Origin of the sequence: Amycolatopsis sp. NPDC051373 (assembly GCF_040689465.1) — a bacterium.
In the GTDB taxonomy this organism is placed as follows: Bacteria; Actinomycetota; Actinomycetes; order Mycobacteriales; family Pseudonocardiaceae; genus Amycolatopsis.
This window is the reverse complement of record NZ_JBFBAE010000013.1, coordinates 102,457-125,953: the sequence shown is the minus strand read 5'-3', so window position 1 is coordinate 125,953 and position 23,497 is coordinate 102,457. Positions and strand designations below refer to the sequence as shown.

General features: G+C 70.1%; 19 protein-coding genes. 7 read left to right on the top strand and 12 right to left on the bottom strand.

The genetic code is table 11. From position 1 onward, the window contains the following. The first annotated feature begins 16 nt into the window (after positions 1-16). Positions 17-1,663 carry a DNA repair helicase XPB gene (locus AB0383_RS25050; protein ID WP_364180253.1) on the top strand — a complete coding sequence of 549 codons (1,647 nt, stop codon included), beginning with the start codon at positions 17-19 and terminating at the stop codon, positions 1,661-1,663. On the opposite strand, the gene AB0383_RS25045 is transcribed toward AB0383_RS25050, so the two are convergent. Further along, positions 1,664-2,110, bottom strand: coding sequence for a nitroreductase family deazaflavin-dependent oxidoreductase (locus AB0383_RS25045; RefSeq protein WP_366188681.1), 447 nt, complete (start codon positions 2,108-2,110; stop codon positions 1,664-1,666). It lies immediately after the preceding gene. Between the two features lie 851 nt (positions 2,111-2,961). Here AB0383_RS25045 and AB0383_RS25040 point away from each other — a divergent pair. Both AB0383_RS25040 and AB0383_RS25035 read left to right on the top strand, forming a co-directional pair. Continuing rightward, complete coding sequence (locus AB0383_RS25040) at positions 2,962-3,723, top strand: DUF4253 domain-containing protein (protein WP_364180249.1); 762 nt, start codon at positions 2,962-2,964, stop codon at positions 3,721-3,723. 255 nt (positions 3,724-3,978) lie between these two features. Continuing rightward, on the top strand, positions 3,979-4,824 hold the full coding sequence (locus AB0383_RS25035) for a DUF72 domain-containing protein (RefSeq protein WP_366188680.1): 846 nt from the start codon (positions 3,979-3,981) through the stop codon (positions 4,822-4,824). Between the two features lie 1,094 nt (positions 4,825-5,918). On the opposite strand, the gene AB0383_RS25030 is transcribed toward AB0383_RS25035, so the two are convergent. After that, positions 5,919-8,672 carry a BTAD domain-containing putative transcriptional regulator gene (locus AB0383_RS25030; RefSeq protein ID WP_366188679.1) on the bottom strand — a complete coding sequence of 918 codons (2,754 nt, stop codon included), beginning with the start codon at positions 8,670-8,672 and terminating at the stop codon, positions 5,919-5,921. A gap of 57 nt (positions 8,673-8,729) precedes the next feature. On the opposite strand from AB0383_RS25030, the gene AB0383_RS25025 reads away from it, so the two are divergent. Together AB0383_RS25025 and AB0383_RS25020 are read left to right on the top strand one after the other, a co-directional pair. Then, entirely contained in the window at positions 8,730-9,665 is a 936-nt protein-coding gene (locus tag AB0383_RS25025) for an o-succinylbenzoate synthase (protein WP_364180241.1), read from the top strand. A gap of 203 nt (positions 9,666-9,868) precedes the next feature. Beyond that, positions 9,869-10,099, top strand: coding sequence for a PspC domain-containing protein (locus tag AB0383_RS25020; RefSeq protein ID WP_366188678.1), 231 nt, complete (start codon positions 9,869-9,871; stop codon positions 10,097-10,099). Between the two features lie 578 nt (positions 10,100-10,677). Here AB0383_RS25020 and groL read toward each other — a convergent pair. The 7 genes from groL to AB0383_RS24985 all read right to left on the bottom strand — a co-directional run bounded on the left by groL (position 10,678) and on the right by AB0383_RS24985 (position 18,834). Further along, on the bottom strand, positions 10,678-12,306 hold the full coding sequence (groL, locus tag AB0383_RS25015; protein WP_326566586.1) for a chaperonin GroEL: 1,629 nt from the start codon (positions 12,304-12,306) through the stop codon (positions 10,678-10,680). Positions 12,307-12,617: 311 nt separating this feature from the next. Next, a complete protein-coding gene (locus AB0383_RS25010) occupies positions 12,618-13,130 on the bottom strand; it encodes an ATP-binding protein (RefSeq protein WP_366188677.1) in 513 nt (170 codons plus the stop codon). Between the two features lie 352 nt (positions 13,131-13,482). Then, positions 13,483-15,282: an alkyl sulfatase dimerization domain-containing protein gene (locus tag AB0383_RS25005; RefSeq protein WP_366188676.1), complete on the bottom strand. Its 1,800-nt coding sequence runs from the start codon at positions 15,280-15,282 to the stop codon at positions 13,483-13,485. A gap of 87 nt (positions 15,283-15,369) precedes the next feature. Beyond that, a complete protein-coding gene (locus AB0383_RS25000) occupies positions 15,370-17,154 on the bottom strand; it encodes a serine/threonine-protein kinase (protein ID WP_366188675.1) in 1,785 nt (594 codons plus the stop codon). A gap of 69 nt (positions 17,155-17,223) precedes the next feature. Further along, positions 17,224-17,430, bottom strand: coding sequence for a cold-shock protein (locus AB0383_RS24995; protein WP_204093028.1), 207 nt, complete (start codon positions 17,428-17,430; stop codon positions 17,224-17,226). Positions 17,431-17,531: 101 nt separating this feature from the next. Beyond that, on the bottom strand, positions 17,532-18,155 hold the full coding sequence (locus tag AB0383_RS24990) for an AIM24 family protein (RefSeq protein WP_364180232.1): 624 nt from the start codon (positions 18,153-18,155) through the stop codon (positions 17,532-17,534). 1 nt (position 18,156) lies between these two features. Next, positions 18,157-18,834 carry a TIGR00266 family protein gene (locus AB0383_RS24985; protein WP_366188674.1) on the bottom strand — a complete coding sequence of 226 codons (678 nt, stop codon included), beginning with the start codon at positions 18,832-18,834 and terminating at the stop codon, positions 18,157-18,159. Between the two features lie 75 nt (positions 18,835-18,909). Between AB0383_RS24985 and glp the strand changes: the two genes are divergently transcribed. After that, positions 18,910-20,115 (top strand): gephyrin-like molybdotransferase Glp, encoded by a 1,206-nt coding sequence (gene glp / locus AB0383_RS24980; protein WP_364180228.1) that lies wholly within the window; start codon positions 18,910-18,912, stop codon positions 20,113-20,115. Here the strand turns inward: glp and AB0383_RS24975 are convergent. Further along, positions 20,030-21,343 carry an MFS transporter gene (locus AB0383_RS24975; protein ID WP_366188673.1) on the bottom strand — a complete coding sequence of 438 codons (1,314 nt, stop codon included), beginning with the start codon at positions 21,341-21,343 and terminating at the stop codon, positions 20,030-20,032. The genes glp and AB0383_RS24975 overlap by 86 nt on opposite strands. Before the next feature lie 842 nt (positions 21,344-22,185). After that, entirely contained in the window at positions 22,186-22,752 is a 567-nt protein-coding gene (locus AB0383_RS24970) for a helix-turn-helix domain-containing protein (protein WP_366188672.1), read from the bottom strand. 76 nt (positions 22,753-22,828) lie between these two features. Here AB0383_RS24970 and AB0383_RS24965 point away from each other — a divergent pair, with 76 nt between their 5' ends. Next, complete coding sequence (locus AB0383_RS24965) at positions 22,829-23,149, top strand: GlsB/YeaQ/YmgE family stress response membrane protein (protein WP_354875252.1); 321 nt, start codon at positions 22,829-22,831, stop codon at positions 23,147-23,149. Between the two features lie 48 nt (positions 23,150-23,197). On the opposite strand, the gene AB0383_RS24960 is transcribed toward AB0383_RS24965, so the two are convergent. Beyond that, a complete protein-coding gene (locus AB0383_RS24960) occupies positions 23,198-23,374 on the bottom strand; it encodes a hypothetical protein (protein WP_354875250.1) in 177 nt (58 codons plus the stop codon). Positions 23,375-23,497 lie beyond the last annotated feature (123 nt).

The following is a 23,497-nucleotide window of genomic DNA, read 5'->3' as shown; positions in this document are numbered from 1 at the left end:
AACGTATAAAGGACGGGTGACTGATGGCCCCCTGATCGTCCAGTCCGACAAGACCGTGCTGCTCGAGGTCGACAACCCTCAGGCCAACGACGCGCGGATCGCCATCGCGCCGTTCGCCGAGCTGGAACGCGCGCCCGAGCACGTGCACACGTACCGCATCACGCCCCTGGCGTTGTGGAACGCGCGCGCCGCCGGGCACGACGCGGAGCAGGTGGTGGACGCGCTCACCACGTACTCGCGCTTCCCCGTGCCGCAGCCGCTGCTGATCGACGTGGTCGACGTGATGGGCCGCTTCGGGCGGCTGCAGATCACCAACCACCCGGCCCACGGCCTGGTGATGTCGACCACGGACCGCGCGGTGCTGGAAGAGGTGTCGCGGCACAAGAAGATCAGCCCGATGCTGGGCGCCCGCATCGACGAGGACACGATGCTCGTGCACCCGTCCGAACGCGGGCGGCTCAAGCAGGCGCTGCTGAAGGTCGGCTGGCCCGCGGAGGACCTCGCGGGCTACGTGGACGGCGAAGCGCACCACATTGATCTCGACGAGCAGGACTGGCACCTGCGCGACTACCAGCGCCAGGCCGCGGAGGCGTTCTGGGCCGGCGGCTCGGGCGTGGTGGTTCTGCCCTGTGGCGCGGGCAAAACGCTGGTGGGCGCGGCGGCCATGGCGCACGCCAAGGCGACCACGCTGATCCTGGTGACCAACACCGTCGCGGGGCGGCAGTGGAAGCGCGAGCTGGTGGCGCGCACTTCGCTGACCGAGGACGAGATCGGCGAGTACTCCGGTGAGAAGAAGGAGATCCGCCCGGTCACGATCGCGACGTACCAGGTCGTGACGCGCAAGACCAAGGGCGAGTATCGGCACCTGGAGCTGTTCGACTCGCGGGACTGGGGCCTCGTTGTGTACGACGAGGTCCACCTGTTGCCGGCGCCTGTGTTCCGCATGACGGCGGATCTGCAGTCGCGCCGTCGCCTGGGTTTGACGGCAACCCTGGTGCGCGAGGACGGCCGTGAGGGTGACGTCTTCTCGTTGATCGGACCCAAGCGGTACGACGTTCCCTGGCGGGACATCGAGGCGCAGGGGTGGATCGCGCCCGCGGAGTGCACCGAGGTCCGCGTGACCCTGACGGACGCCGAGCGGCTCGCCTACGCGACTTCGGAGCCGGACGAGCGGTACAAGCTCGCGGCGACGGCGATGACGAAGATGCCCGTGATCAAGTCCATTGTGGAGCGCCACGTCGGCGAGCCCACCCTGGTGATCGGGGCGTACCTGGACCAGCTGGAGATGCTGGGCGCGGAGCTGGACGCACCCGTGATCCAGGGATCGACGCGCAACAAGGAGCGGGAGGAGCTGTTCGACCGCTTCCGCCGCGGTGAGCTGCGGACCCTCGTGGTGTCGAAGGTGGCGAACTTCTCGATCGACCTGCCGGAAGCGTCGGTGGCCATCCAGATCTCGGGCACCTTCGGCTCCCGGCAGGAAGAGGCGCAACGGCTCGGCCGGCTGCTGCGCCCCAAGGGCGACGGACGGCAGGCGCACTTCTATTCGATCGTTTCCCGGGACACAGTGGACACCGAGTACGCGGCGCACCGGCAGCGGTTCTTGGCGGAGCAGGGGTACGCGTACCACATCGTGGATGCGGAGGACCTGCGCCGACCGCTGTAGTCACCGGTTCGGCGTGAGCAGGACGATCGGGATGACGCGCTCGGTCTTCTGCGCGTATTCGTTGTACAACGGGAAGATCTCGGCCATCTTCGGCCAGAGCTTCGCGCGCTCTTGGTTGCCGGCGATCCGGGCGCGCGCGTCGAACCTCCGCGCACCGACCTCCACGCCGACGCTCGGCTCGGCCTCGAGGTTCTTGAACCAGGCCGGGTGGTCGTCGTCCCCACCCTTGGAGGCGACCACGACGAAGTCCTCGCCGCTAGTGCCGTAGATCAGGCAGGTGCGGCGGGGCTCGCCGGTCTTGCGGCCGGTGGTGGCGAGGATGAGGGTGTAGACGCCGTTCTGCTCGTGCCCCTCCCGGCCGCCCGAGCTCACGTACTTGCGCGTCTGCTCGGCCACCCAGTCCCACTTCGAGTCGGTAGCGCGGTCGATGTCCTCGGCGACGGCCATGGTGGTGGTCCTCTCGTGTTGCTCTGGGTTACGGCCTCGGCGGCCGTTCGTGCCCGGGAGACGGAGCCGGTGGCGGGTTCTCGACATCGGGTGGACGGGAAATTACCGGTTCTTCGCTCGTGGTGATCGGGGATCGCGCCGGCCTGTGGGTTGAGTTGGCGCTTGTCGTTCGGTTGGCCTGGGCGGATGGCGTGGTGCGGGTCCGGGCTCGCGCGCGCATGGGCGTGGACGTGGAAGCCGAACTCGCGGTGGTGAACGAAGATCGGAGTGCCCCTCGCCGCGCTGGTGCCACTCCGCGACTTGCCTGTGGTCGCGCCCCACGCACCATTGGTCGGCCCTGCCCTGCCCGCGCCGCGCACCCCACTCGCCATGCCCACACCGCTCGCCGCCGCGCACCCCACCTGCCATGTCCCACACCCCTCACCGCCGCGCACCCCACCCGCCAAGCCCCACACCGCTCGCCATCGCGCACCCCACCTGCCATGCCCCACACCCCTCACCGCCGCGCACCCCACCCGCCATGCCCCACACCCCTCACCGCCGCGCACCCCACCCGCCAAGCCCCACACCGCTCGCCATCACGCACCCCACCCGCGATGAACGCGCCAGCACCGCGTCGCACTCGCCGCGCCGCGGTGCCTCACAGCGCCTAGCCGCCGGTGAACATCGAACTTTCGCGTCACCCATCTGCCGCAGTGACCTCATCGGTCACAGCAGCCCCTCGCGACTCACCCCGACCTGCACTTTTCCACATTCACTCGAACGGATGAGCGAAACTCTCCCTGGAAATTGTCGGTCCCTCGAACTACTGTTCGACATGCAGGACCGAACACCAGTTCGAGGGGAAGCTCATGACGATCGCACCGTTCCGCCCCGGCCTCGGGGCACCGCCGGTCCAGACGTTGCCACCCGGGCAGTGGCACGGGCGCATCTGGGTGTCCGAGGAGCCGCTCGCGCGGCCGCACCGGTACCTGGAGTGCGTCGCGGAGTTCGAGCGCTCCGGGCTCTGGCCCGTGCTCATCCCGCACGACCAGCGGTTCGCCGCACGCGGGGAAGACTGGCTCGACGACCGCGGCCGCCTCGCCCCGGCGGGCCACCGCGTCGACTCCGTGGACCCCGCCGACGCCCTCGCGCGCTGGTGGGACACCTCGTGCTGCGACGGCGCGTGCCTGCGTCCCTTCGGCGCCCGCTTCCCCGGCCTCGCGCGCCGCTCGCACCGCCGCGCCGACCCCCTCGCCGAGGCGGGCAACACCGGCTCCATCCTGGCCAACCGCAGCGCCCACCGCCTCGGCCTGGTCCAGACCGACCGCCCGGCCGACATCCCCGCCCTCCTCGGCTGGACGGGCATGATCAAGTCCACCGACCAGGTCGCCGAGCTCTCCGCCGTCCTGCGCAGCTGGGAAGACCGCTTCGGCGCCACCCTGCTTTCCCTGGGCTTCGACTCCCTCACGCTGTCCGTCTCCGCCCCGCCGCGGACGCAGGCCCGCGCCCTCACCGTGGCGGCCGAGCATCGCGCCTTCAGCCTCCCCACGTACCTCTCCCAGCCCGGCACCCTTCGCGAGTACGCCAGCGGCCTCGTGCAGACCCGCCTGTGGACCTTCTCGTGGGCCTGACACCACCCCACCCGCGCCGGCCGGGCCTCCTGGTCCCCGAGGCCCGGCCGGCGCACCCAACGTCGCCGTCGTTTCCCGGCGGCGGGGCGAGGCGGTCCACCGCACTTTCCACCACACTGAGCAAGACAGGACGTGAGACAGATGTCCTCTCGGTTGGGTCGGCTGTCCCGAAGTCCGGTGCGGGTGTCCGGGCGGCGGTTGCGCGGGCGGGTTTACCGGAATCTGCCGAGGGGAATCACGCCGCGGAGGAAGGCGGTGAGGGAGATCGCCGGGATTCGGATCGGGACGTCGGGGTGGCGGTACCCGCCGTGGCGCCGCGAGTTCTACCCCGAGGGGCTGGCGCAGCGCCGCGAGCTGGAGTACCTGTCGCGGCGGCTGAACTCCGTGGAGCTCAACGGGTCGTTCTATTCACTGCAGACCCCCGACCGCTACCGCGCCTGGGTCGACCAGACCCCGGCCGATTTCGTGTTCGCCGTGAAAGGCGGGCGCTTCATCACGCACCTCAAGCAGCTGCGTGACGTCGAGCCCGCCGTCGCCAACTTCTTCGCCTCCGGCGTGCTCGCGCTCGGCGAAAAACTGGGCCCGGTCCTGTGGCAGCTGCCCGCGCGGCTCGAGTTCGACCCCGACCGCGTCGAGACCTTCCTCGGCCTGCTGCCCCGCACCACCACCGAAGCCGCCGCGCTCGGCGCGAAGCACGACGACAAGCTCAAGATCCCGCCCCACCTCGAACCCGGCAAGAACCGGCCCATCCGGCACGCGTTGGAAGTCCGCCACCCCAGCTTCGTCACGCCGGAAGCCCTCGACCTGCTGCGAAAACACGACGTCGCCCTCGTCGTCGCCGACACCGCCGGCCGCTGGCCGTACCGCGAGGACCAGACCACGGACTTCACCTACGTCCGCCTTCACGGCGACGTCGAGCTCTACACCAGCGGCTACACCGATTCCGCCCTGCGCACCTGGGCCACCAAGATCACCGCTTGGCACACCGACGGCCACCGCGACGTCCACGTATACTTCGACAACGACGTCAAAGTCGAAGCTCCCCGCAACGCCATCACCCTCTCGAACCTCCTGCACCTCAAGCCGCCACCGGCACAGTGAGCGCACAGTGAGCGCACAGTGAGCGCCATCCGGTTGGCTGAGGCGTACGGGTGCAGGTGGTCTGCCTGCTGTCTCTGGGGGTCGGCACGCAGACCACCGCACCACGTGCCCCTGGCAACTTGCCACGCCCCACGGCAATCCCCACCATGATCCGGCAACTCGCAACCCGAACCGGCAATCCACGGCAAGCCCTGGCAAGCGCCAATGCCCCCGGCAACATGCCAGACATCGCGGCAACTCCCACAGCCTGACAAACCAGCGACCGTCGCCAAGCCCACTGGCAATTTGCCAAACCCCACAGCAACATTCCCCGCTGACCGGCACATCGCCTGCACCGGCGGCATCTCGCCACATCGAACGGCACGCTCGCCGCTCACCGCGATACATCCCGGCCAACTTCGCATGAACGCCGGACGGCGGCATGGGAGCGAGTGGCACCACGCCGCACCAAATGGCAAGCCGGCCGCCACCGGCAGCTCGCCCCGAGACCACCACCGCCAGCTCCGCCCAGACGTCTGCCGCGGCGACGCCAGGAGCACGTGGCATCTCGCCACACTCAATGGCAAGCCCAGACGCTCGCTCCGAAGCAACTCGGCCAAGTTCGGGTGCACGTCGGCCGCGGCCTGGCTCGAGCGGATGGCAGCCCGCCGCACCGACCGGCACGCCAACCACAGCCGACAACTCACCCCGAGACCATCGCCGCCAGCTCCGCGTGACGTACGACCCCAACTGCGCAGGAGCACCTGGCACCACGCCACGCCAACCACAGCCGACAACTCACCCCGAAACCAACACCGCCAGCCCCGCGCGACGTCCGATCCCAGCAGCACACCAGCGACCGGCACCCCACCACCGAACGACACCCCAGCCACGGCCGGCAACTCAGCCCGAACCATCGCCGCCAGCCCCGCGCGACGTACGACCCCAGCAGCGCAGGAGCGCCTGGCATCACGCCACGTCGAACGGCAAGCCAGCCACGGCCGGCAGCTCAGCCCGAAACCATCACCGCCAGCCCGCGTGACGTACAACCCCAGCAGCACACGAACGACCAGCAACCCACCACACCGAACAACACCCCAGCCACGGCCGGCAACTCAGCCCGAAACCATCGCCGCCAGTTTGGCCCGGACGTCGGCCGCGTCGGGGTGGGCGAGGTCGGTGAGGAGGTGGACCGAGCGGAGCCAGCAGTCGCGGGCGGCGGCGGGGTGGCCGAGGCGCAGGTGGGCCGTGCCGAGTTGGGACAGGACGTCGGCGGCTTCGTAGTGCTCGTCCATCGCGAAGAACATGTCCACGGCGTCCGACATGCACTCGATGCCCTCAGCCGACCGGCCCACGCCGAGGAGGGCTTTGGCGCGGGTGGTCAGGGAGAAGCGGCCGTCACGAGGAGAAGGCGACAAGGCCAAGGCCTCGTCTGCCAAAGCCAGCGCTCGGGGGAAATCCCCGAACCGGCAGCACAAATCCCCCAGCGCGCGCAGCACGTTGGCCTCGAAGCCGGTCATCCGCAGGTCCCGCACGATCTCCAGCGCCCGCGTGCCGTGGGCGAGCGCCGCGGGGAAGTCGGCCGACGAATCGGCCGCCATGGCCAGGTTGTACAGCGCCCGCGCCTCGCCCTCGCGCGAGCCGAGCTCGCGTTGCAGCACCAGCGCCTGCTCGAGGTACCGCCGCGCCGACGCGTAATCGCGCACGACCCCGTCGATCACGCCGAGACAGTTGAGGATCCCGGCCTCGCCAACCCGATCGCCGGACAGCCTCGTGCCCCGGAGGGCCAGCTCGTTGAGCGCCCGCCAGTCGTCGGCGCCCGCACGGCCGGCGAAGTAGGTGAACATCAGCCAAGTGAGCTTCCAGCAATGCGCGTATTCCCGCAGCCGGAACGCCAGGTGCACTGCCGCGACGAGGTTCCCGTACTCCGCGGCGAACCACGCCAGCCCGGCGTGGTAGTCGGCGAACTCGAGGCCACCGTCCACACGCAACTCCAGCGACCCGTAGATCCGCTCGGGCCGCATCGCTCGCGAAGCGTTCAACGCCGAAGAAAGGTAGAAATCCAACAGTCGCAACCGCGCCGCCGACGTCTCCTCCGAACTGTCCACATGGTACGCGAGCTCTGCCGCGTACGCCCGAATCAGATCGTGGAACTGGTAGCGCCCCGGCTGCGGCTGAGTAAGGAGGTGCGCGGACACCAGGGCGTCCAGAGCGAACCCCGGCGGCGACCCCAGCAGCACCGCGGCGACGGCGGGCGTCGCATCCGGGCCCGAAGGCAGGCCCAGTAGCCGCAACAACCGCGCGGCATCCGGCGGCAACGCCCGGTACGAGTAGGAGAACACCGAGCGGATGTTCGTCTCCTCGCCATCACCGAGGTCGAACAACCCGAGCCGGTCAGGCTCGGCGTCCAGCGCGTCCACAAAGGAACCCAGCGGGTAGTCCGGGAACTGCGCCGCCCGCACGGCCAGGATCCGGATCGCCAGCGGCAGCCCACCGCAGTACTCCACAAAGCGTGACGTGGCACCAGGATCCGCGTTGACCCGGTCGACGCCGATCGCCGAGGCCAGCAGCTCGACGGCGCCCGCCTCGTCCAGCTCCTCGAGCGCGATCCGGCGCGCGCCGTGCGTCGCGACGAGGCCGCGCAGCTGCCAGCGGCTCGTCACCACGACCAGGCAGCCCGGCCCCGGCAGCAGCGGCCGCACCTGATCGGTGCTATTGGCGTTGTCCAGCACCACGAGCAGCCGCCGCCCCGCCGTGTGCGTGCGCCACGTCGCGGCGCGACCGTCCACATCGGCCGGCATCTGGTCACCGGGGACACCCAGCGCCGACAGTAAAGTTTCCAGCGCCGACAACGGTTCCACCGGCTCGCCAGGGCCGTACCCGCGCAGGTTCAGGAACACCTGTCCACCCGGGAACGCATCCGCTATCTCGTGTGCGAAGTGTACGGACAGCGTGGTTTTCCCCATGCCACCCATGCCTTCCACGGAGGCGATGGGCGTCGACGTGCTGTCCTCCGCCGGAAGCAAAGCACGCAGCGCCTTCAAATCCGCCTCACGACCGGCAAAAGCGCCGAGGTCGGCCGGCAACTGGTGCGGCACCTGCGGCTCCACCGCCGGCTGATAAGGCGCCCCACCCAGCACGAGCCGGTGCACGCGCTGCAGGCCGGCGCCGGGATCGAGGCCCAGCTCCTCGGCGAGCACCGCGCTGATCCGCCGGTACACCTCCAACGCCTCGGCCTGCCGTCCGGAATGGAACAACGCGAGCACGAGCTGCTCGTGCAGCCGTTCCCGTAACGGGTGTTCCCGGGTCAGCCGCGTCAGCTCCGGCACGACGGTGCCGAACTCGCCGACGGCGATCAGCGCGTCGGCCCACAGCTCGCGCACCCGGATGCGTTCCTCGGCGAGCTGGCCGGCCTCATCGCGGTGCAGGGCGTCGGACTCGACGTTCTGCAGCGCCGGCCCGCGCCACTCCGCGAGTGCGTCGGCGAACAACCCCGCGGCACGACGGTGTTCGCCTTGTTCGAAAGCTGCCCTCCCCCGGGCGGCGAGTGTGCGAAAACGACCAAGATCCGTTGCCAACGGATCAAGCTCCAGCAGATAACCACCACGCTCTGTGCGAATCGCAACACCCGGGCCCAGCGCGCGCCGCAGCCTCAGCACGTACGTCTGAAGGGCGCCCTTCGAACGGCGCTGGTCGTCGTCCCACAGCCAGCGGCCGAGCTCGTCCACGGACACCACGCGGTTGGCGCGCAGCAGCAGCCCGGCGAGCACGATCAGCGGGCGGCTCCCGCCGAGCGGCACGGCTCGGCCCCCGGCCACGACCTCGGCCGGGCCGAGCACCCGGAAGTCGAGGCCGTCCACACGTCTCATTCTGGCCGGTCGCCGCCCGATCGGCACGTGACTTCGCCAGTGGCATGATCTGCGGTGATGAAGGTCTACGCGCTGCCCCTGCACAACCGGTTCCGGGACATCACCGTCCGTGAAGGCGTCCTGCTCGAAGGACCCGCCGGGTGGGGTGAATTCTGCCCGTTCGCGGACTATTCGGACGCCGAGAGCGTGCCGTGGCTGGCGAGCGCCCTGGAGGCGAGCGAGCAGGGCTGGCCCGCCGCGGTGCGCGAACGTGTCGAGGTCAACACGACCGTCCCCGTCGTGCCGCCGGACCGCGCCCACGCGCTGGTCCGCGCCTCCGGCTGCCGCACGGCGAAGGTGAAGGTCGCCGACAAGCGCTCCACGCTCGCCGACGACTGCGCCCGCCTCGAAGCCGTCCGCGACGCCCTCGGCCCGGCCGGCGCCATCCGCGTCGACGCCAACACGGCCTGGGACGTCGACACCGCCGTCACCGCGCTCGCCGCCCTCGACAAGGCGGCCGGCGGCCTCGAGTACGCCGAACAGCCGTGCCGCACCATCGACGAGCTGGCCGCCGTCCGGCGCCGCGTGTCCGTGCGCATCGCCGCCGACGAGTCGATCCGCCGCGCCGAGGACCCGCTGAAGGTCGCTGTCGCCGGGGCCGCCGACATCGCCGTGCTGAAGGTCGCCCCCCTCGGCGGCGTGCGGCGCGCGCTGGAGGTGGCCGAGGCGTGCGGGCTGCCGTGCGTCGTGTCGTCCGCCGTGGAGACCAGCGTGGGCCTCGCCGCCGGCCTGGCCCTCGCGGGCGCCCTCCCGCAGCTCGACTTCGCCTGCGGCCTGGGCACGATGTCCCTGCTGAACGGCGACGTCAGCACGACGTCGCTGTCCCCTGTAGACGGTTACCTCCCGGTCCTGCCGCAGGCACCGGTGCCGGATCGGTTCGAGGAATTCGCCGCAGCGCCGGACGTCACCGAGGCCTGGCTGGCGCGGTTGGACCGGGTGCGCGCGCTGCGCTGACCTTCAGCGCCACCGGCCCGGGTGAGCACGGGCCCCCGCCCACTCCTGGTCCGGCTCCTCCGCCAGCGGAGACGCACCGGCGCGGCGGCGGGCCTTGGTGCGCACGCGAATTTCCCTGACCTCACCTCAGGGTCGGAGTCCAGGGTCGGCCTCCGGGCCGTTCCCCGATGTGCCGAGGGGCCGCGCGGCGGAGTATTCATGGCATGACGAACAGCGTGTACACCCCGGAAACCAAGAAGCTCTTCCGCAGCCGCACCGACCGGATGTTGACCGGGGTGTGCGGGGGTTGGGCCGACTACCTCGGCGTCGACCCGACGATGGTCCGCATCGCGGTCGTGGCCGCGACGGTGCTGTCGGCCGGGATCATGTTGCCGGTTTACGTCGCCGCTGCCGTGCTGACGCCCGAAGCGACCCAGCTGACCGAAGCCGCCTGACCCACCGCGGCCGGGGAGGGCCGCGGCACTGGGGGAACGGGGTGGCACAACCAAGGGGGACGGCAAGACCCGGGCGTGGGGAGCGCCCCGGTCTTTTCGTATGTCCACATCGGACGAGACGCGCGAATGCGCCGGCCGGCCGGCCGAACACCAGACGACACGAACCGACTCGCCTCGCCGGCTTGCGTGTCACTGCCGCCGACGACCCGATCGATACCGGCCGATCTCGCACCCACACGATGCCAGGTAACCCGCACATCGGCACCGACGACGACCGACCTCCGCCGGCCGACTGCCTCACCGCCACCACCCGCAACCGACCCACGGCAGTCAAACCCGCGCCCACCCGCAACACCACACGGGCCGACGCGCACATCGGAACGGCTCACACGCCACAGGCACCAGCCAGACCAACGCCCATGCCCACAGCCGACCGCTACATCGCGCCGCAGGACCGGCACCGATCGAAGCCGCCGAAGCCCGACCGCAGGCACGAAACCGTGGCCGACAAAGGGAAAAGCCCGGCCCACCGAAGTGGACCGGGCTTTTCCGGATCTAGCGTCGAACAGCAGCCGAACTCAGAAGTCCATGCCACCCATGCCGCCGGACGGGTCGGCCGGAGCGGCGGAAGCCTTCTCCGGCTTGTCCGCGACGACAGCCTCGGTGGTCAGGAACAGCGCCGCGATGGAGGCGGCGTTCTGGAGCGCGGAGCGGGTGACCTTCGTGGGGTCCGGCACGCCGGCGGCGAGCAGGTCCTCGTAGACACCGGTGGCGGCGTTGAGGCCGTGGCCCTGCGGGAGGGACTTGACCTTCTCCGCCACGACGCCGCCCTCGAGGCCGGCGTTGATGGCGATCTGCTTGAGCGGCGCCTCGACGGCGACCTTGACGATGTTGGCACCAGTGGCCTCGTCGCCCTCGAGCTTCAGGCCCGCGAAGGCAGCCTCGGCGGCCTGGATCAGAGCCACGCCACCACCGGCGACGATGCCCTCTTCCACGGCGGCCTTGGCGTTGCGCACCGCGTCCTCGATGCGGTGCTTGCGCTCCTTGAGCTCGACCTCCGTCGCGGCACCGGCCTTGATGACGGCGACGCCGCCGGCCAGCTTCGCGAGGCGCTCCTGCAGCTTCTCACGGTCGTAGTCGGAGTCCGAGTTCTCGATCTCCGCGCGGATCTGGTTGACGCGACCCTGGATCTGGTCGGCGTCGCCCGCACCCTCGACGATCGTGGTCTCGTCGCGCGTGATCACGGCCTTGCGGGCGCGGCCCAGCAGCGACAGGTCCGCGTTCTCCAGCTTGAGGCCGACGTCCTCCGAGATCACCTGGCCACCAGACAGGATCGCGATGTCCTGCAGGATGGCCTTGCGGCGGTCACCGAAGCCCGGGGCCTTGACGGCGACGGACTTGAAGGTGCCGCGGATCTTGTTGACGACCAGGGTGGCCAGGGCTTCGCCCTCGACGTCCTCGGCGATGATCAGCAGCGGCTTGCCGGACTGGATGACCTTCTCCAGCAGCGGCAGAACGTCCTTGACGTTCGAGATCTTGGAACCGAAGAGGAGGATGTAGGGGTCCTCCAGCTCGGCTTCCTGGCGCTCCGGGTCGGTCACGAAGTAGCCCGACACGTAGCCCTTGTCGAAGCGCATGCCCTCGGTGAGCTCGAGCTCGAGGCCGAAGGTGTTGCTCTCCTCGACGGTGACGACGCCTTCCTTGCCGACCTTGTCCAGCGCCTCGGCGATCAGCTCGCCGATGGTGCGGTCAGCGGCCGAAATCGAGGCGGTAGCAGCGATCTGCTCCTTGGTCTCGATCTGGACGGCCATCTTGTGCAGCTGCTCGGTGATGGCCTCGACGGCCGCCTCGATGCCGCGCTTCAGGCTGATCGGGTCGGCACCCGCGGCGACGTTGCGCAGGCCCTCGCGCACGAGCGCCTGGGCGAGCACGGTGGCGGTGGTGGTGCCGTCACCCGCGACGTCGTCGGTCTTCTTGGCAACTTCCTTGACGAGCTCGGCCCCGATCTTCTCCCACGGGTCCTCGAGCTCGATCTCCTTGGCGATGGAGACACCGTCGTTGGTGATCGTCGGCGCGCCCCACTTCTTTTCGAGCACGACGTTGCGGCCACGCGGGCCGAGCGTCACCTTGACGGCTTCGGCGAGGGTGTTCAGGCCGCGCTCGAGACCGCGGCGGGCGTCCTCGTCGAACGCGATCAGTTTGGCCATTGCGGTGTGGTCCTCCGGTATTGGGCGCCACCGCCGCGCTGTGTCGTCAAACGACTGTCAGCGGCGGCAGCAGGACACGTCCTCGGCCAGGCTCGGTGCCCGCGACGGACGACTGACCTGGGCCAGCCTCACCGTCCCGACCTTCAAGCGCGCAGTCGGTGACCGCGTGCTTGGCACTCAACGGCGTCGAGTGCCAATGCCGTGTTTAGCACTCCCACGGTGAGAGTGCAAGAACCGCAGGTCAGTGGCGGCTGATCTCGCTCGTCAAGGTCACCATCGGCGATGGTCGTCGAGTTGGCGGGCCGTCCGGGTCAGCTATCGGTGCACGAGGGCCATTTGTCTGCCGCCCATTCCAGCCAGCTCGGCCAGCCCGCCGGTGCGGTGGGAATCTCGCCGCCGTCGAGTTCGGCGGCGTCAGGCACCTGGAACTGCTCTCGCCACGCATCCAGGTCGGCCTCGCTCATCGGGAACGTCTGATGCGGTGTCGTTTCCTGGCGGTGCACGATCCGGGCGAGCTGGACGTCCTTGTCCACGGGCAGGTAGACCACCTGGCATGACGCCCCGACCGACCGGGCCAGCCAGCGCAGTGCCGACCGTTCATCGCGGCTCCAGAGCCCGAAGTCGAGTACGACGCTGGTCCCCAGCCGCAGCGCCTGAAGGGCGACCGAGATGAGCCGCCCTTCGAGCACCCAGCGCTTGCCGTCGGCCATCGAATCGCCGAACAGCGGGATCATCCAGTGATCCGGGGTCAGCCGCAGCGCCCGCCGGGTTGCGGCGAACTCTTTGGCACGGGTGGTTTTCCCAGCACCGGGGAGCCCGACCATCAGGAGCAGGGTGGCGGCACGCAGGTGCTGTGCAGTGCTGGGTCCGGCTGTGTGCGGGTGCTGTGAATCGAAGCGCTGCGACTGAGACATGACTTCCCTGATCAGGCAGGATGACCCGGCATCACAGGAATACGAGTGACTGCCGGCAGGACACTGATCCGGCGGTACGTCATGGCGCTGCCCCGCGCGAGGGGGCAGGCAATGGCCGCGGTTGCAGCAACCGCGGTACCGCCGCTAAGCGGCGGTTGTCGTCGTGGGTGCGCAGCAGCACATGCCTTGACCATAGCGGACAGCCGATCCTGTGGGGACGGATATCTGCCCTGTGCTTGCCGCAGGTCAGTGATCACGCTTGTCAGGGCGTGACGATGGCGAAGCCCGGGTCGTCCGAGTCCAGGAGGGCGAGCAGGCGCCCGAGGAGCGCGGGGTCGCCGGTGTGGTCGAGGTCAGCCGGGTCGCCGCCGGACAGGAGGCCGAGCAGCTGTTCCTTGGTCAACGTGAGGGTCAGGTCGACGTCCGCGGCGGACGTCGGGTTCGCGGTCTGGATCAGCGCCCCGTTGGACAAGGTGGTGCGGATCGTGGTGGCGAGGTCGGTGAAGCGCCACTCGATCGTGAGCGGGTCGGCGGCGGCGCGGGGACCGTCGACGCGGATGGCGAGGGAGTCGAAGAGCTGCTCGACCGTGAGCGCCGCCGTCATGCCGCTGCCGATGTCGAGAGGCGGCGGGGTGATGCCCTTGCGGAGCTCGAGCGCGCCGACGAGGTAGAAGTTGCGCCAGGTCGGGTTCTCGGCGCCGTAGCCGAGGCGCTGGTAGACCTCGGCCAGCGCGTTCTTGGCGACAGAGCTGTCCGGGTCGGCGAACACGGCGTGCTTGAGCAGTTCGGCGGCGAAGCGGAGGTCGCCGGCGTCCGCGTACTCCTGAGCCTTGCCGAGGACGGCGGGCACCCCGCCGAGGACGTCCACGTAGCGCGTGGCCAGCGCCTGCGGCGGGTGCTGCCACAGCGACGTGGGGTGGCCGTCGAACCAGCCGAGGTAACGCTGGTAGATCGCCTTGACGTTGTGGCTGACCGAGCCGTAGTAACCCCGCGCGTGCCACGCGTTCTCCAGCGCCGGCGGCAGTGTGAAGTCCTCGGCGATCTCGATGCCGGTGGCGCCCTGGTTGAGCCGGCGCAGGGTCTGGTCGTGCAAGTACGCGTATAGATCTCGTTGCTGTGAAAGGAACTTCACCACGCGGGCGGTGTCCCAGGTGGGCCAGTGGTGCGAGGCGAACGCCACGTCGGTGCGGGCGCCGAAGAGCTCGATCGCCTCGTCCAGGTAGTGGGCCCAGACGCGCGGGTCGCGGACCAGAGCGCCGCGCAGCGTCAGGAGGTTGTGCAGGTTGTGCGTGGCGTTCTCGGCCAGGCACAGGGCGCGGTGGTCCGGGAAGTGGAAGTTCATCTCGGCCGGTGCCTCGGTGCCCGGCGTGAGCTGGAAGACGACGCGGACGCCGTCGAGTACCTCTTGCTGCCCGGTCGCGGTGATGTCGACGGTGGGCGCGAGCAGCCCGGGCCGGCCCGTCGACGTGGCGATGCCGAGCCCGCCGCTGACCTGGCCGGTGGTGCTCACGTCGAGGGTGATGCCGTACATGTAGGTGGCGCGGCGGCTCATCGCCGTGCCCGCGTACACGTTCTCCGCCACGGCGTTTTCGAGGAAGCCCGCCGGGGCGAGGATCGGGACGTCACCCGCGCCGCCGGGCAGCACGCCCAGCACGCCGCCGAAGTGGTCGACGTGTGAGTGGGTGTAGATGACGGCGGTGACGGGCCGGTCACCGCGATGGGCGCGGTAGAGGGCGATCGCGGCCGCCGCGCATTCCTCGGAGATCAGCGGGTCGATCACGATCACGCCGCGCCCGCCTTCGACGAGCGTCATGTTGGAGATGTCGAAGCCGCGGACCTGGTAGATGCCGGTGGTCACCTCGTACAGCCCGTTGGTGCGGCACAGCTGCGCCTGCCGCCACAGGCTGGGGTTCACCGTGTCCGGGCAGTCGCCGTCGAGGTAGGCGTACGGGCGCAAGTCGAACACCGCGCGGCCGTCGGCGCCGGTGATCGTGACGGGGTCGAGCGTCGCGACGAACCCGCGGGCGGCATCCTCGAAGTCCTGCCGGTCACCGAAATCCATGGCTGGCCCCCTCGACCTCCGGCGTGTCCCGGGAGTCGAACACAGCCGGGATTCGAGGTGGTCACCTGCCGGAGATGAGATCGCGGGTCAGCGGCTCGGCTGGATGGGGATCGACGCGGGCGGCGGCTTGAGCGACGGCGAGCCGGACTGCGAACCGCTGGGTCCGCCGGGGCCGACGGGGATGTTCGGCGCGGTCGTGGGGGTCGTCGTGCCGCCGCCGCTGTCGTCGCCGCCGAAGAGGAAGATCGCGCCGACGATCAGGCCGGCGAGCACGACGATCCCGAGGCCGATCCACAGCCACTTCCGGCCGCCGCCGCTGCGCGACTGCTGGAACGCACCGGCGCCACCGGCGGGCGACGGCGGACGCAGCCGCATCGGGTCGCCGGGCGGGCCGTAACCCGGGTGCATGCCGGGGTAACCCTGTTGCTGGTTGGGGTAGTTGCCGTAGCCGGGCGGTGGGCCGGGTTGTCCCGGGTGACCGTGCTGGCCCGGATATCCTTGCGGTACTTGATGTCCTTGCGGCGGCAGGCCGGGGTAGCCGTAGCCGGGGGGTGGGCTTTGCGGCGGGGCGCCGTGGGGCTGACCGGGGTTCTGCGGGGCGCCGGACCAGCCGCCGGGGCCGCCCCACGGGTTTCCCTCGCCGGGTCCACCTTGCCCGAGTCGACCTTGGCCGGGTGTGCCCTGGCCACCGGGTCCGGTTTGGCCTGGTCCACCTGGGACACCAGGTCCGCCGGGACCGCCCTGGCCGCCGGGTCCCGACCACTGGGCGCCGTGCGCCGGGTCGTTCGCCTGACCACTCTGACCACCAGGCCCACCGGGACTCTGCGGGCCGCCTTGGCCGTATCCCGGTTGCTGTCCGAAGGGCGGCATGCCGGCTCCCTCCCCCTGAGGACCGGGAGCACCCTGACTGCCCTGGCCGGCCTGACCACCGGCCGCACCCGGACCACCGAGAGCACCCAACCCGGCCAGTCCGTTCTGTATCCCGGCCCCGCCCGAACCCGGCGGCCCCGGCGGCGTGTCCGACGTCGCGAGCGGTCCCAGCGCCACGCGGGCGGCGGCGATCATCGCCACGCAGTTCGGGTACCGGTCGGCGGGGTTCTTCGCCATGCCCTTGCGGATCACGTCGTCGACGGCGGCCGGCAGCGCGACCACTCGCGAAACCGAGGGCGGCTCACCGTTGAGGTGGCCCTTGATCACCGTCGGCACGTCGCCCTTGAACGGCGGGGTGCCGGTGAGGCACGCGTAGAGCACGCACGTGAGGGCGTACTGGTCGGTGCGCCCGTCGAGGGGCTCGCCGCGCAAGTGCTCGGGCGCGGCGTAGGTCGGGGAGCCCAGGAAGTCGCCGCCGCGCGTGCGGTGGCCGGTGGCGCCGCGGCGGGTGAGACCGAAGTCGGCGACGTAGACGTGCTCGCGGGAGGTTTCCTTGCTGGTGACGAGCACGTTGGCGGGCTTCACGTCGAGGTGCACGAGGCCGCGGTTGTGCAGGGTGTCCAGCGCGTCGGCGACCTGGTCGAGCAGCGCCAGGGCGCGCGCGGGCGCGATCGGGCCCGAAGAGATCAGCCCGGCGAGGTCGCCGCCGTCGACCATGCGCATGGCGATGTAGAGCATGCCTTCGAGCTCGCCGAAGTCGTACAGGGGCACGATGTTGGCGTGGTCGATCGCGGACGTGTTGCGGGCTTCGTCCACGAACCGCTCGCGGAACTCGGCGTCGGTGCCCAGGTGGTCGCCGATGACCTTCAGCGCCACCTTCCGGCCGAGCCGCACGTCGGTGGCCTGGTAGGTCACGCTCATGCCGCCCTTGCCGAGCACCGAGTCGATGCGGTAGTTGCCCAGCCGGCGACCGGTGAGGTCCCCCGACACATCGCCTGTCACGCTGCGCAGCTTAACGCCCTGCATTCCGCAGCGATGGGCGGTTCGCCCAACCGGTCGGCTACCCCGGAATCAGGAGACCTTGCGGACGTCCGCGGCCTGACTGCGGCCGTCGCGGCCGGACTGGACCTCGAACTCGACCCGGTCCCCTTCGTCAAGCGTCCGGAATCCTTCGGCCTGGATCGCCGAATAGTGGACGAACACGTCAGGCCCTTCGGCGGATTCGATGAACCCGTAGCCCTTTTCCGAGTTGAACCATTTGACGGTGCCGACAGCCACGGCGCCCTCCCTCAGGACAAGATCCGCTGTCCGTAGCGGCTGGAAGTGCAGTTCACGCTACCGGAATTACGCCCTTCGGCAATGGTTGATTCGCAGATTTGTCAGCCCCGGGAAACCCGCCTGTTGCGTGCTTGCACGAGAACGGTGCCCGGTCCGGCGAAATCGAGGACCAGACCTTCGCCGGTGCGCAGCGACTGCGGGCCGCTCGGGTCCACGGCGCGCAGCCGGCACTGCAGCGTGTCCGGGTAGGCCAGCACGTAGTCCGGCCGCACGGTGACCAGCTCACCGGCCGACAGCTCGAACGAGTCGACGGGTCCCGGTGCGGTGAGCACGAGTGGACCGGTGCCGCTGTAGTGGTCGAGGAACCCGGCGTCGGCGCCGAAGAGCTGCTGCAACGGCGCCCACGTCTGGTCGTGACGCACGGAAGACGGCCGCGCGAGCACGGCGTCGCGGTGCACCGACCAGCCGGTATTGCCCGTGAGCTCCAGCGGGTAGACGTCGCCGGGCCCGAGCGGGGCGAGGTCGACCCAGCCGCCCTCGACGGGCGCGGTGAACACGGAGACGCCGGGCTTGCGCGCGCCGCCCCGCGCCGACGGCGGAGCGCCTTCGCGCACGCCGAAGCTGGTGGCCAGCATCGTGTCCGACGCCGACTGCACGGCCTCGCCGGGCGCGAGGTGCACTCGCGCGACGCCGAAGTTCGGGGTGTGCCTCGTGTGTACGCGCATGTCAGCGGGAGGGGACGTGCGAAAGGATCCAGCTGATCAGCGAAGACGGGTTGCGCGTCTGCGTGAGGATCTGGCCGGGGCCGGCGAAGTCGAACACGAAGCCTTCACCACTCTTCATCGACTGGATCACGCCCTGCGCGACCTTGCGGAGCTGGTACTGGACGGTGTCGGCGTAGGCCACCACGTGACCGGTGTCGACGGTGATCGCCTCGCCCGGCTGCAGCGTGATGACGTCGAGGGCGCCGTAACACGAGACCAGCACCTGGCCCTGGCCCGTGGCGTGCGACAGGAAGCCGCCTTCACCGCCGACCAGGTTCTTCATACCTCCCCAGCGCGTCGGCGTCTTCACGCCGTGCGACGAGGCGAGCCAGGAGCCGCGCGTGACGCACCAGCCGGTCTGGCCGTCGAGGGTCACGACCTGGATGTCGCCGGGCAGGTTGGCCGCGACGTCGACCCAGCCGCCGTTCTGGGGTGCGGTGTAGGTGGAGATGAAAAACGACTCGCCGCCGAGGAACGCGCGGCCGAGGCCCTTCATGATCCCGCCGTTGGCCTGCGACTGGACGGTCACGCCGTAGCTCGTCGCCATCATCGCGCCCGACTCGACCTGCACCGGTTCACCCTGCGCCAGCTCCAGCCGCGCAACCGCGAACGACGGCTGGTGGCGGACTCGTACTTGCATCAGAACTCCCCTGATCCCCGACTCTTGCCGCGGGAGAGTGTTGCACGCCCGCGCGCGAGGGGGAGGATGGTCCGCGTGATCTCCGTCGATGCCTACCGCGAGACCGTGACCGAGCTGCTCGGCCGCACGCCCGTGACGACCCTGCCCCTCGCCGAAGCCGCCGGGTTCGTCCTGGCCGAGGACGTGCACGCGGGGGTGTCACTGCCGCCGTTCGACAACTCCGCGATGGACGGCTACGCCGTGCGCGCGGCCGACGTCGCCGGCGCCGGGGCCGAGTCGCCCGTGACGCTGCCCGTGGCCGACGACATCCCCGCCGGGCGCGTGGACGTCGCGACGCTGGAGCCGGGCACCGCGCACCGGATCATGACGGGCGCGCCGCTGCCGCCGGGTGCCGACGCGATCGTGATGGTGGAGGACACCGACGGCGGCACTGTCGACGTGCGGATCGCCAAGGCCGCGACCTCGGGCGACCATGTGCGGCGTACCGGCGAGGACGTGGAGCACGGCGTGGTGGCCCTGCGCGCCGGCACCGTGCTCGGCCACTCGCAACTGGGCCTCGCGGCGGCCGTCGGCCTGGCCGAGCTCGCCGTGCACCGGCCGCTGTCCGTGCTCGTGGTGTCGACCGGCACGGAGCTCGTCGAGGCGCCGAACCCGTTGCGGCACGGGCAGATCTACGAGTCCAACAGCGTGATGCTCGCCGCCGCGCTGCGCGAGCTGGGCTGCCACGTCGCCGTGGTGCGCAGCGTGGTGGACGACGTCGAGGAATTCCGCAAGATCATCGAGCCGAAGCTCGCGGACGCCGACTTGCTGATCACTTCGGGCGGCGTCAGCGCCGGCGCGTACGAGGTGGTCAAGGACGCGCTGACGGGCCAGGGTGTGCGGTTCCAGAAGATCGCCATCCAGCCCGGCGGGCCGCAGGGCTGCGGCCACTGGAACGGCGTGCCGGTGGTGACGCTGCCGGGCAACCCTGTGAGCGTGCTGGTGTCGTTCGAGGCCTTCCTGCGGCCGGCCTTGCTGTCGGCCATGGGCCACACCGACGTCGACCGCCGCCGGGTGCGCGCGCGTCTTTCCGAGGCGATGACCTCGCCCAGCTCGCGACGCCAGTTCCGCCGCGGCTTCTACACGCCGACCGAGGGCGAGGTTACCGGCGTCGTCGGACCGCGGGGCGGGCCGGGCTCACACCTGCTGGCGGCGTTCACCCAGGCGAACTGCCTGATCGTGCTGCCGGAGGGGGTTGGTGAGGTGGCTGAAGGGACTGAAGTGGACGTGCTGCTGCTGTAGGGAAGTCCTTGTCGCGGCGCAGCGGGCTCCTGAGGAGGATCACCAGCGAGGCGAGCTGGACGCCCGCCATGATGAGCATCGTCTCGCGCACACCCAGCGCTTCGCCGAGGACACCGCCGAGGAACGCGCCCAGCGGGATGGTGCCGTAGTTGACGACGGCGGAGCTCGCGGTGATGCGGCCGAAGAGCTCGGGTGGGCAGTAGGTCTGGCGGAAGGTACCGACGAGCACGTTGGACCCGACGATCCCGGCGGCGACGCCCATCCCGGACAGCACGAACACCGTGAGCCCGGCGCCCGGGGTGGCAAACGGCCCGAGCAGCATCGCCGGCGCGGCCAGCGCTTCGCAGAGCAGGAACGCGCGCGCCGCCCCGACGCGCTTGCCCAGCCGCGCGGCCAACGGCGCGCCGGCGACACCGCCGACTTCCGCGATTGCGAGGACCACCCCCACGGCTCCCGGCCCGGTGCCCAGGTCGCGGACGAGGAACACGACCTGAATGGCGGCGTACCCGTCGAGCGCGAGGTTCGCGACGGCGGCGGCTCCGATGAGGGACCGCAGGTACCGGTCGCGCGCGATGAAGCCGATACCCTCGGCGATCTCGGTGCGCAGGCGTTCCTCGCCACGGGGCTTCAGGGTTTCCTTCGCCCGCACGGAACGCAGGCACAGCACAGAAATGCCGAAACTCACAGCGTCGGCCAGCACCCCGGTGACAGGTCCCGCGACGGCCGCGAGCAGCCCCGCCAGCCCGGGCCCACCCACCTGCGCGGCGGACTCGCTGCCCTGGAGCTTCACGTTGGCCTCGAGCAACTGCGCTTTGGTCACGATCACCGGCACGTAACTGCGGTAGGCCAGCGAGAAGAACACCTTCGCGAACCCGCCGACCAGCGCCGCGCACAGCAGGTACGGCACCGTGAGCCACCCGGCCACGTACCCGACCGGGACGGCCGCGAACGCCACCATCGACACCACGTTGCAGGTCACCATCACGCGCCGCTTGCGCCACCGGTCCACCCACGCCCCGGCCGGCAACCCCACCACCAACCACGGCACCCACGCGACCGCGGTCAGCAGCGCCACCTCGAACGTCGAGGCGTGCAGGACCAGCAACGCGACGAGCGGCAACGACGTGCCGGCGACTGCGCTGCCAAGCGTGCTGATCGTCTCGCCGGTCCAGATGAGGCGGAAGTTGCGGTCTCGCCGTAGGGCTGTGGTCATTTTCGCGTCAGTCATGGGTTATCGGGGTGGTTCGGGCGGTTGCGGACCTTTTGCTGCTTGGTGTGGATTCGGTTGGTCGCCGAGGGTTTTGTGCGGATGGGCGGTATTTGCGTGCCTGCAGGGTGTTGCTCGCTTCGGCGGCTTTGTCTGCCTGAAGGGCTTTGCTGGGTCGAAGGGCTTTGCTGGGCCGAGCGGCTTTGCTGGGCTGAGCGGCTTTGCTGGGCTGAGCGGCTTTGCGGACCCGAAATGCGCCGTCGGCCCGAATGGCCTTGCCCGTCCAGGTTTGCCCATCCAACGGAGTTCGCTGGTTGGAGCGGCTTTGAGTGCACGGGGGCCGCCGGAGCAAGCGGCTTTGCCCGCACGCGGCTTGGAGTACTCGAAGGGCCTCGCTGGAGCACGCGCCTTTGCCCGCCTGCGCCGCTTGGCGTATTCGAAGGGCCTCGCCCGAGCAAGCGGCTTTGGCCGCCTGCGCGCGGCTTGGCGTACCCAAAGGGCGTCGCCGGAGCCTTCGGCTTTGCTCCCCAACGGGCTTCGCCCGCCCGACCGACGTTGCGTACCCGAAGCGGTTCCACCAGCCCGAGCGGCTTTGCCCGTCCGAAGGGGTTTTGCGCCATCACCAATCGGCTTCGCCCAACTGACGAAGCTTTTCGAGCGAAATCGCGGCCGAGCCGCTTATGCCCCCAGTAACTCACCTTGGGAAAGCCCGCACCCATCCTCGGGGGAGCGGCCCTTGGCCAGTCTACCGCTCCCCACCGACAAAACGATCCCCGAAGCCGAGTTGTCCACAGCGAACCCCGAGTTGTGGACAACAACAGAAAACCCGACCCCGCAACAAAAAGCGCGCGGCGCAACACCGATCAGGGTTGCGCAGGAAAGCCTCGGGTGAAAAGGAAGACCGGGCGGCGCTCGGCGGAGTCGTCAGGGGTCGGGCGGTCGGTGTACTCGGCGAACAAGGCCAGGATGCGGGAGCTCAGCTCCATCACCTCCGCAGGAGACAAGCGCGCCCAGGTTTCGTTGGTGAACCAGGCGTCGCGCCACTTGGGGGGTTCCGTTTCCAGGTCCGAGAGCCACGACCGGGACAGCGAAGCCTGCCGGTCGAGCGCGACGACCTCGGCCGCGTCGCCCACGGGATCGCCGACGAAGTCCGAAGTGGACCAGGGCAGGCTTCGGGAAGGGCGGCGCCACCAGCGTTCGCGGCGGTCGCGGGCGAGTTCGGGGGCCTCTTCGACCAGGCCGGCGGCCGAGAGGACCTTCAGGTGGTGCGAGATGTTGCCGACGGCGGAGGTCGTGCGTTCGGCCAGCATCGAAGCGGTGGCGGGACCGTCGAGCTTCAGGACGTCGAGGAGGCGCCGGCGCAGAGGGTGGGACATCGCGGCCAGCACGTGGGAGTCGCGGATCTGCTGGACGTCAACGGGATCAGACACAATCCACAAGAGTAGTTGCACAAGCAGCATTGCACAACACCCCTTGTGGAACCGCGTCCCAGGTATCCTCACCCCCATGGGCTTCTTCACCTGGATCGTCTTCGGTGCGCTGGTCGGCTGGCTCGCGAACCTGGTCGTCGGCGGGCCGGACCGGCGCCGGCAGGGGTGCCTGGTCAGCGTGCTCGTCGGGGTGCTCGGGGCGGCGCTCGGCGGCTTCATCTACCGGCTGGCGACGGGTGAGCAGCAGCGCTTCGAGTTCGACTTCCCGAGCTTCGGCGTCGCGATCCTGGGCGCGATCGTCCTGCTGGCGGTGCTGCGGCTGGTCAGCTCGATCGGCCGGCGGTCCCGGCGCGACGACTATCCGCACGACAACTACCGGCGAGACAACTACCGGTAACGGTTTACACACGAACCGTCAGTAACCCCCGGAAACCGCCTAAACTGATCAGTTCCGCGTCCGGGTGCATGCGTCGTCGGGGGACGCATGCACCCGGCCCGCCCGGATCGCCTCCCGGACCACGCGCACAGCGTGCGCCGTGTCCACCAGCACAGGCATGGGCGCGGCGGAGATCTCCCGTCGCCAGGCGCACAGCAGCTCGGTGAGCGGATCGGGTACGGACATCGCTTCCTCGGCGGACTCAGGCCCGGGCACGGCTCCCGAACGGCGGGTACTACTGAGAGTTGTCGAGGAATTCGATCAGTCGTTACCGGTTTGTGGGCACGCCCACCCGTGTCGGGGAAACCC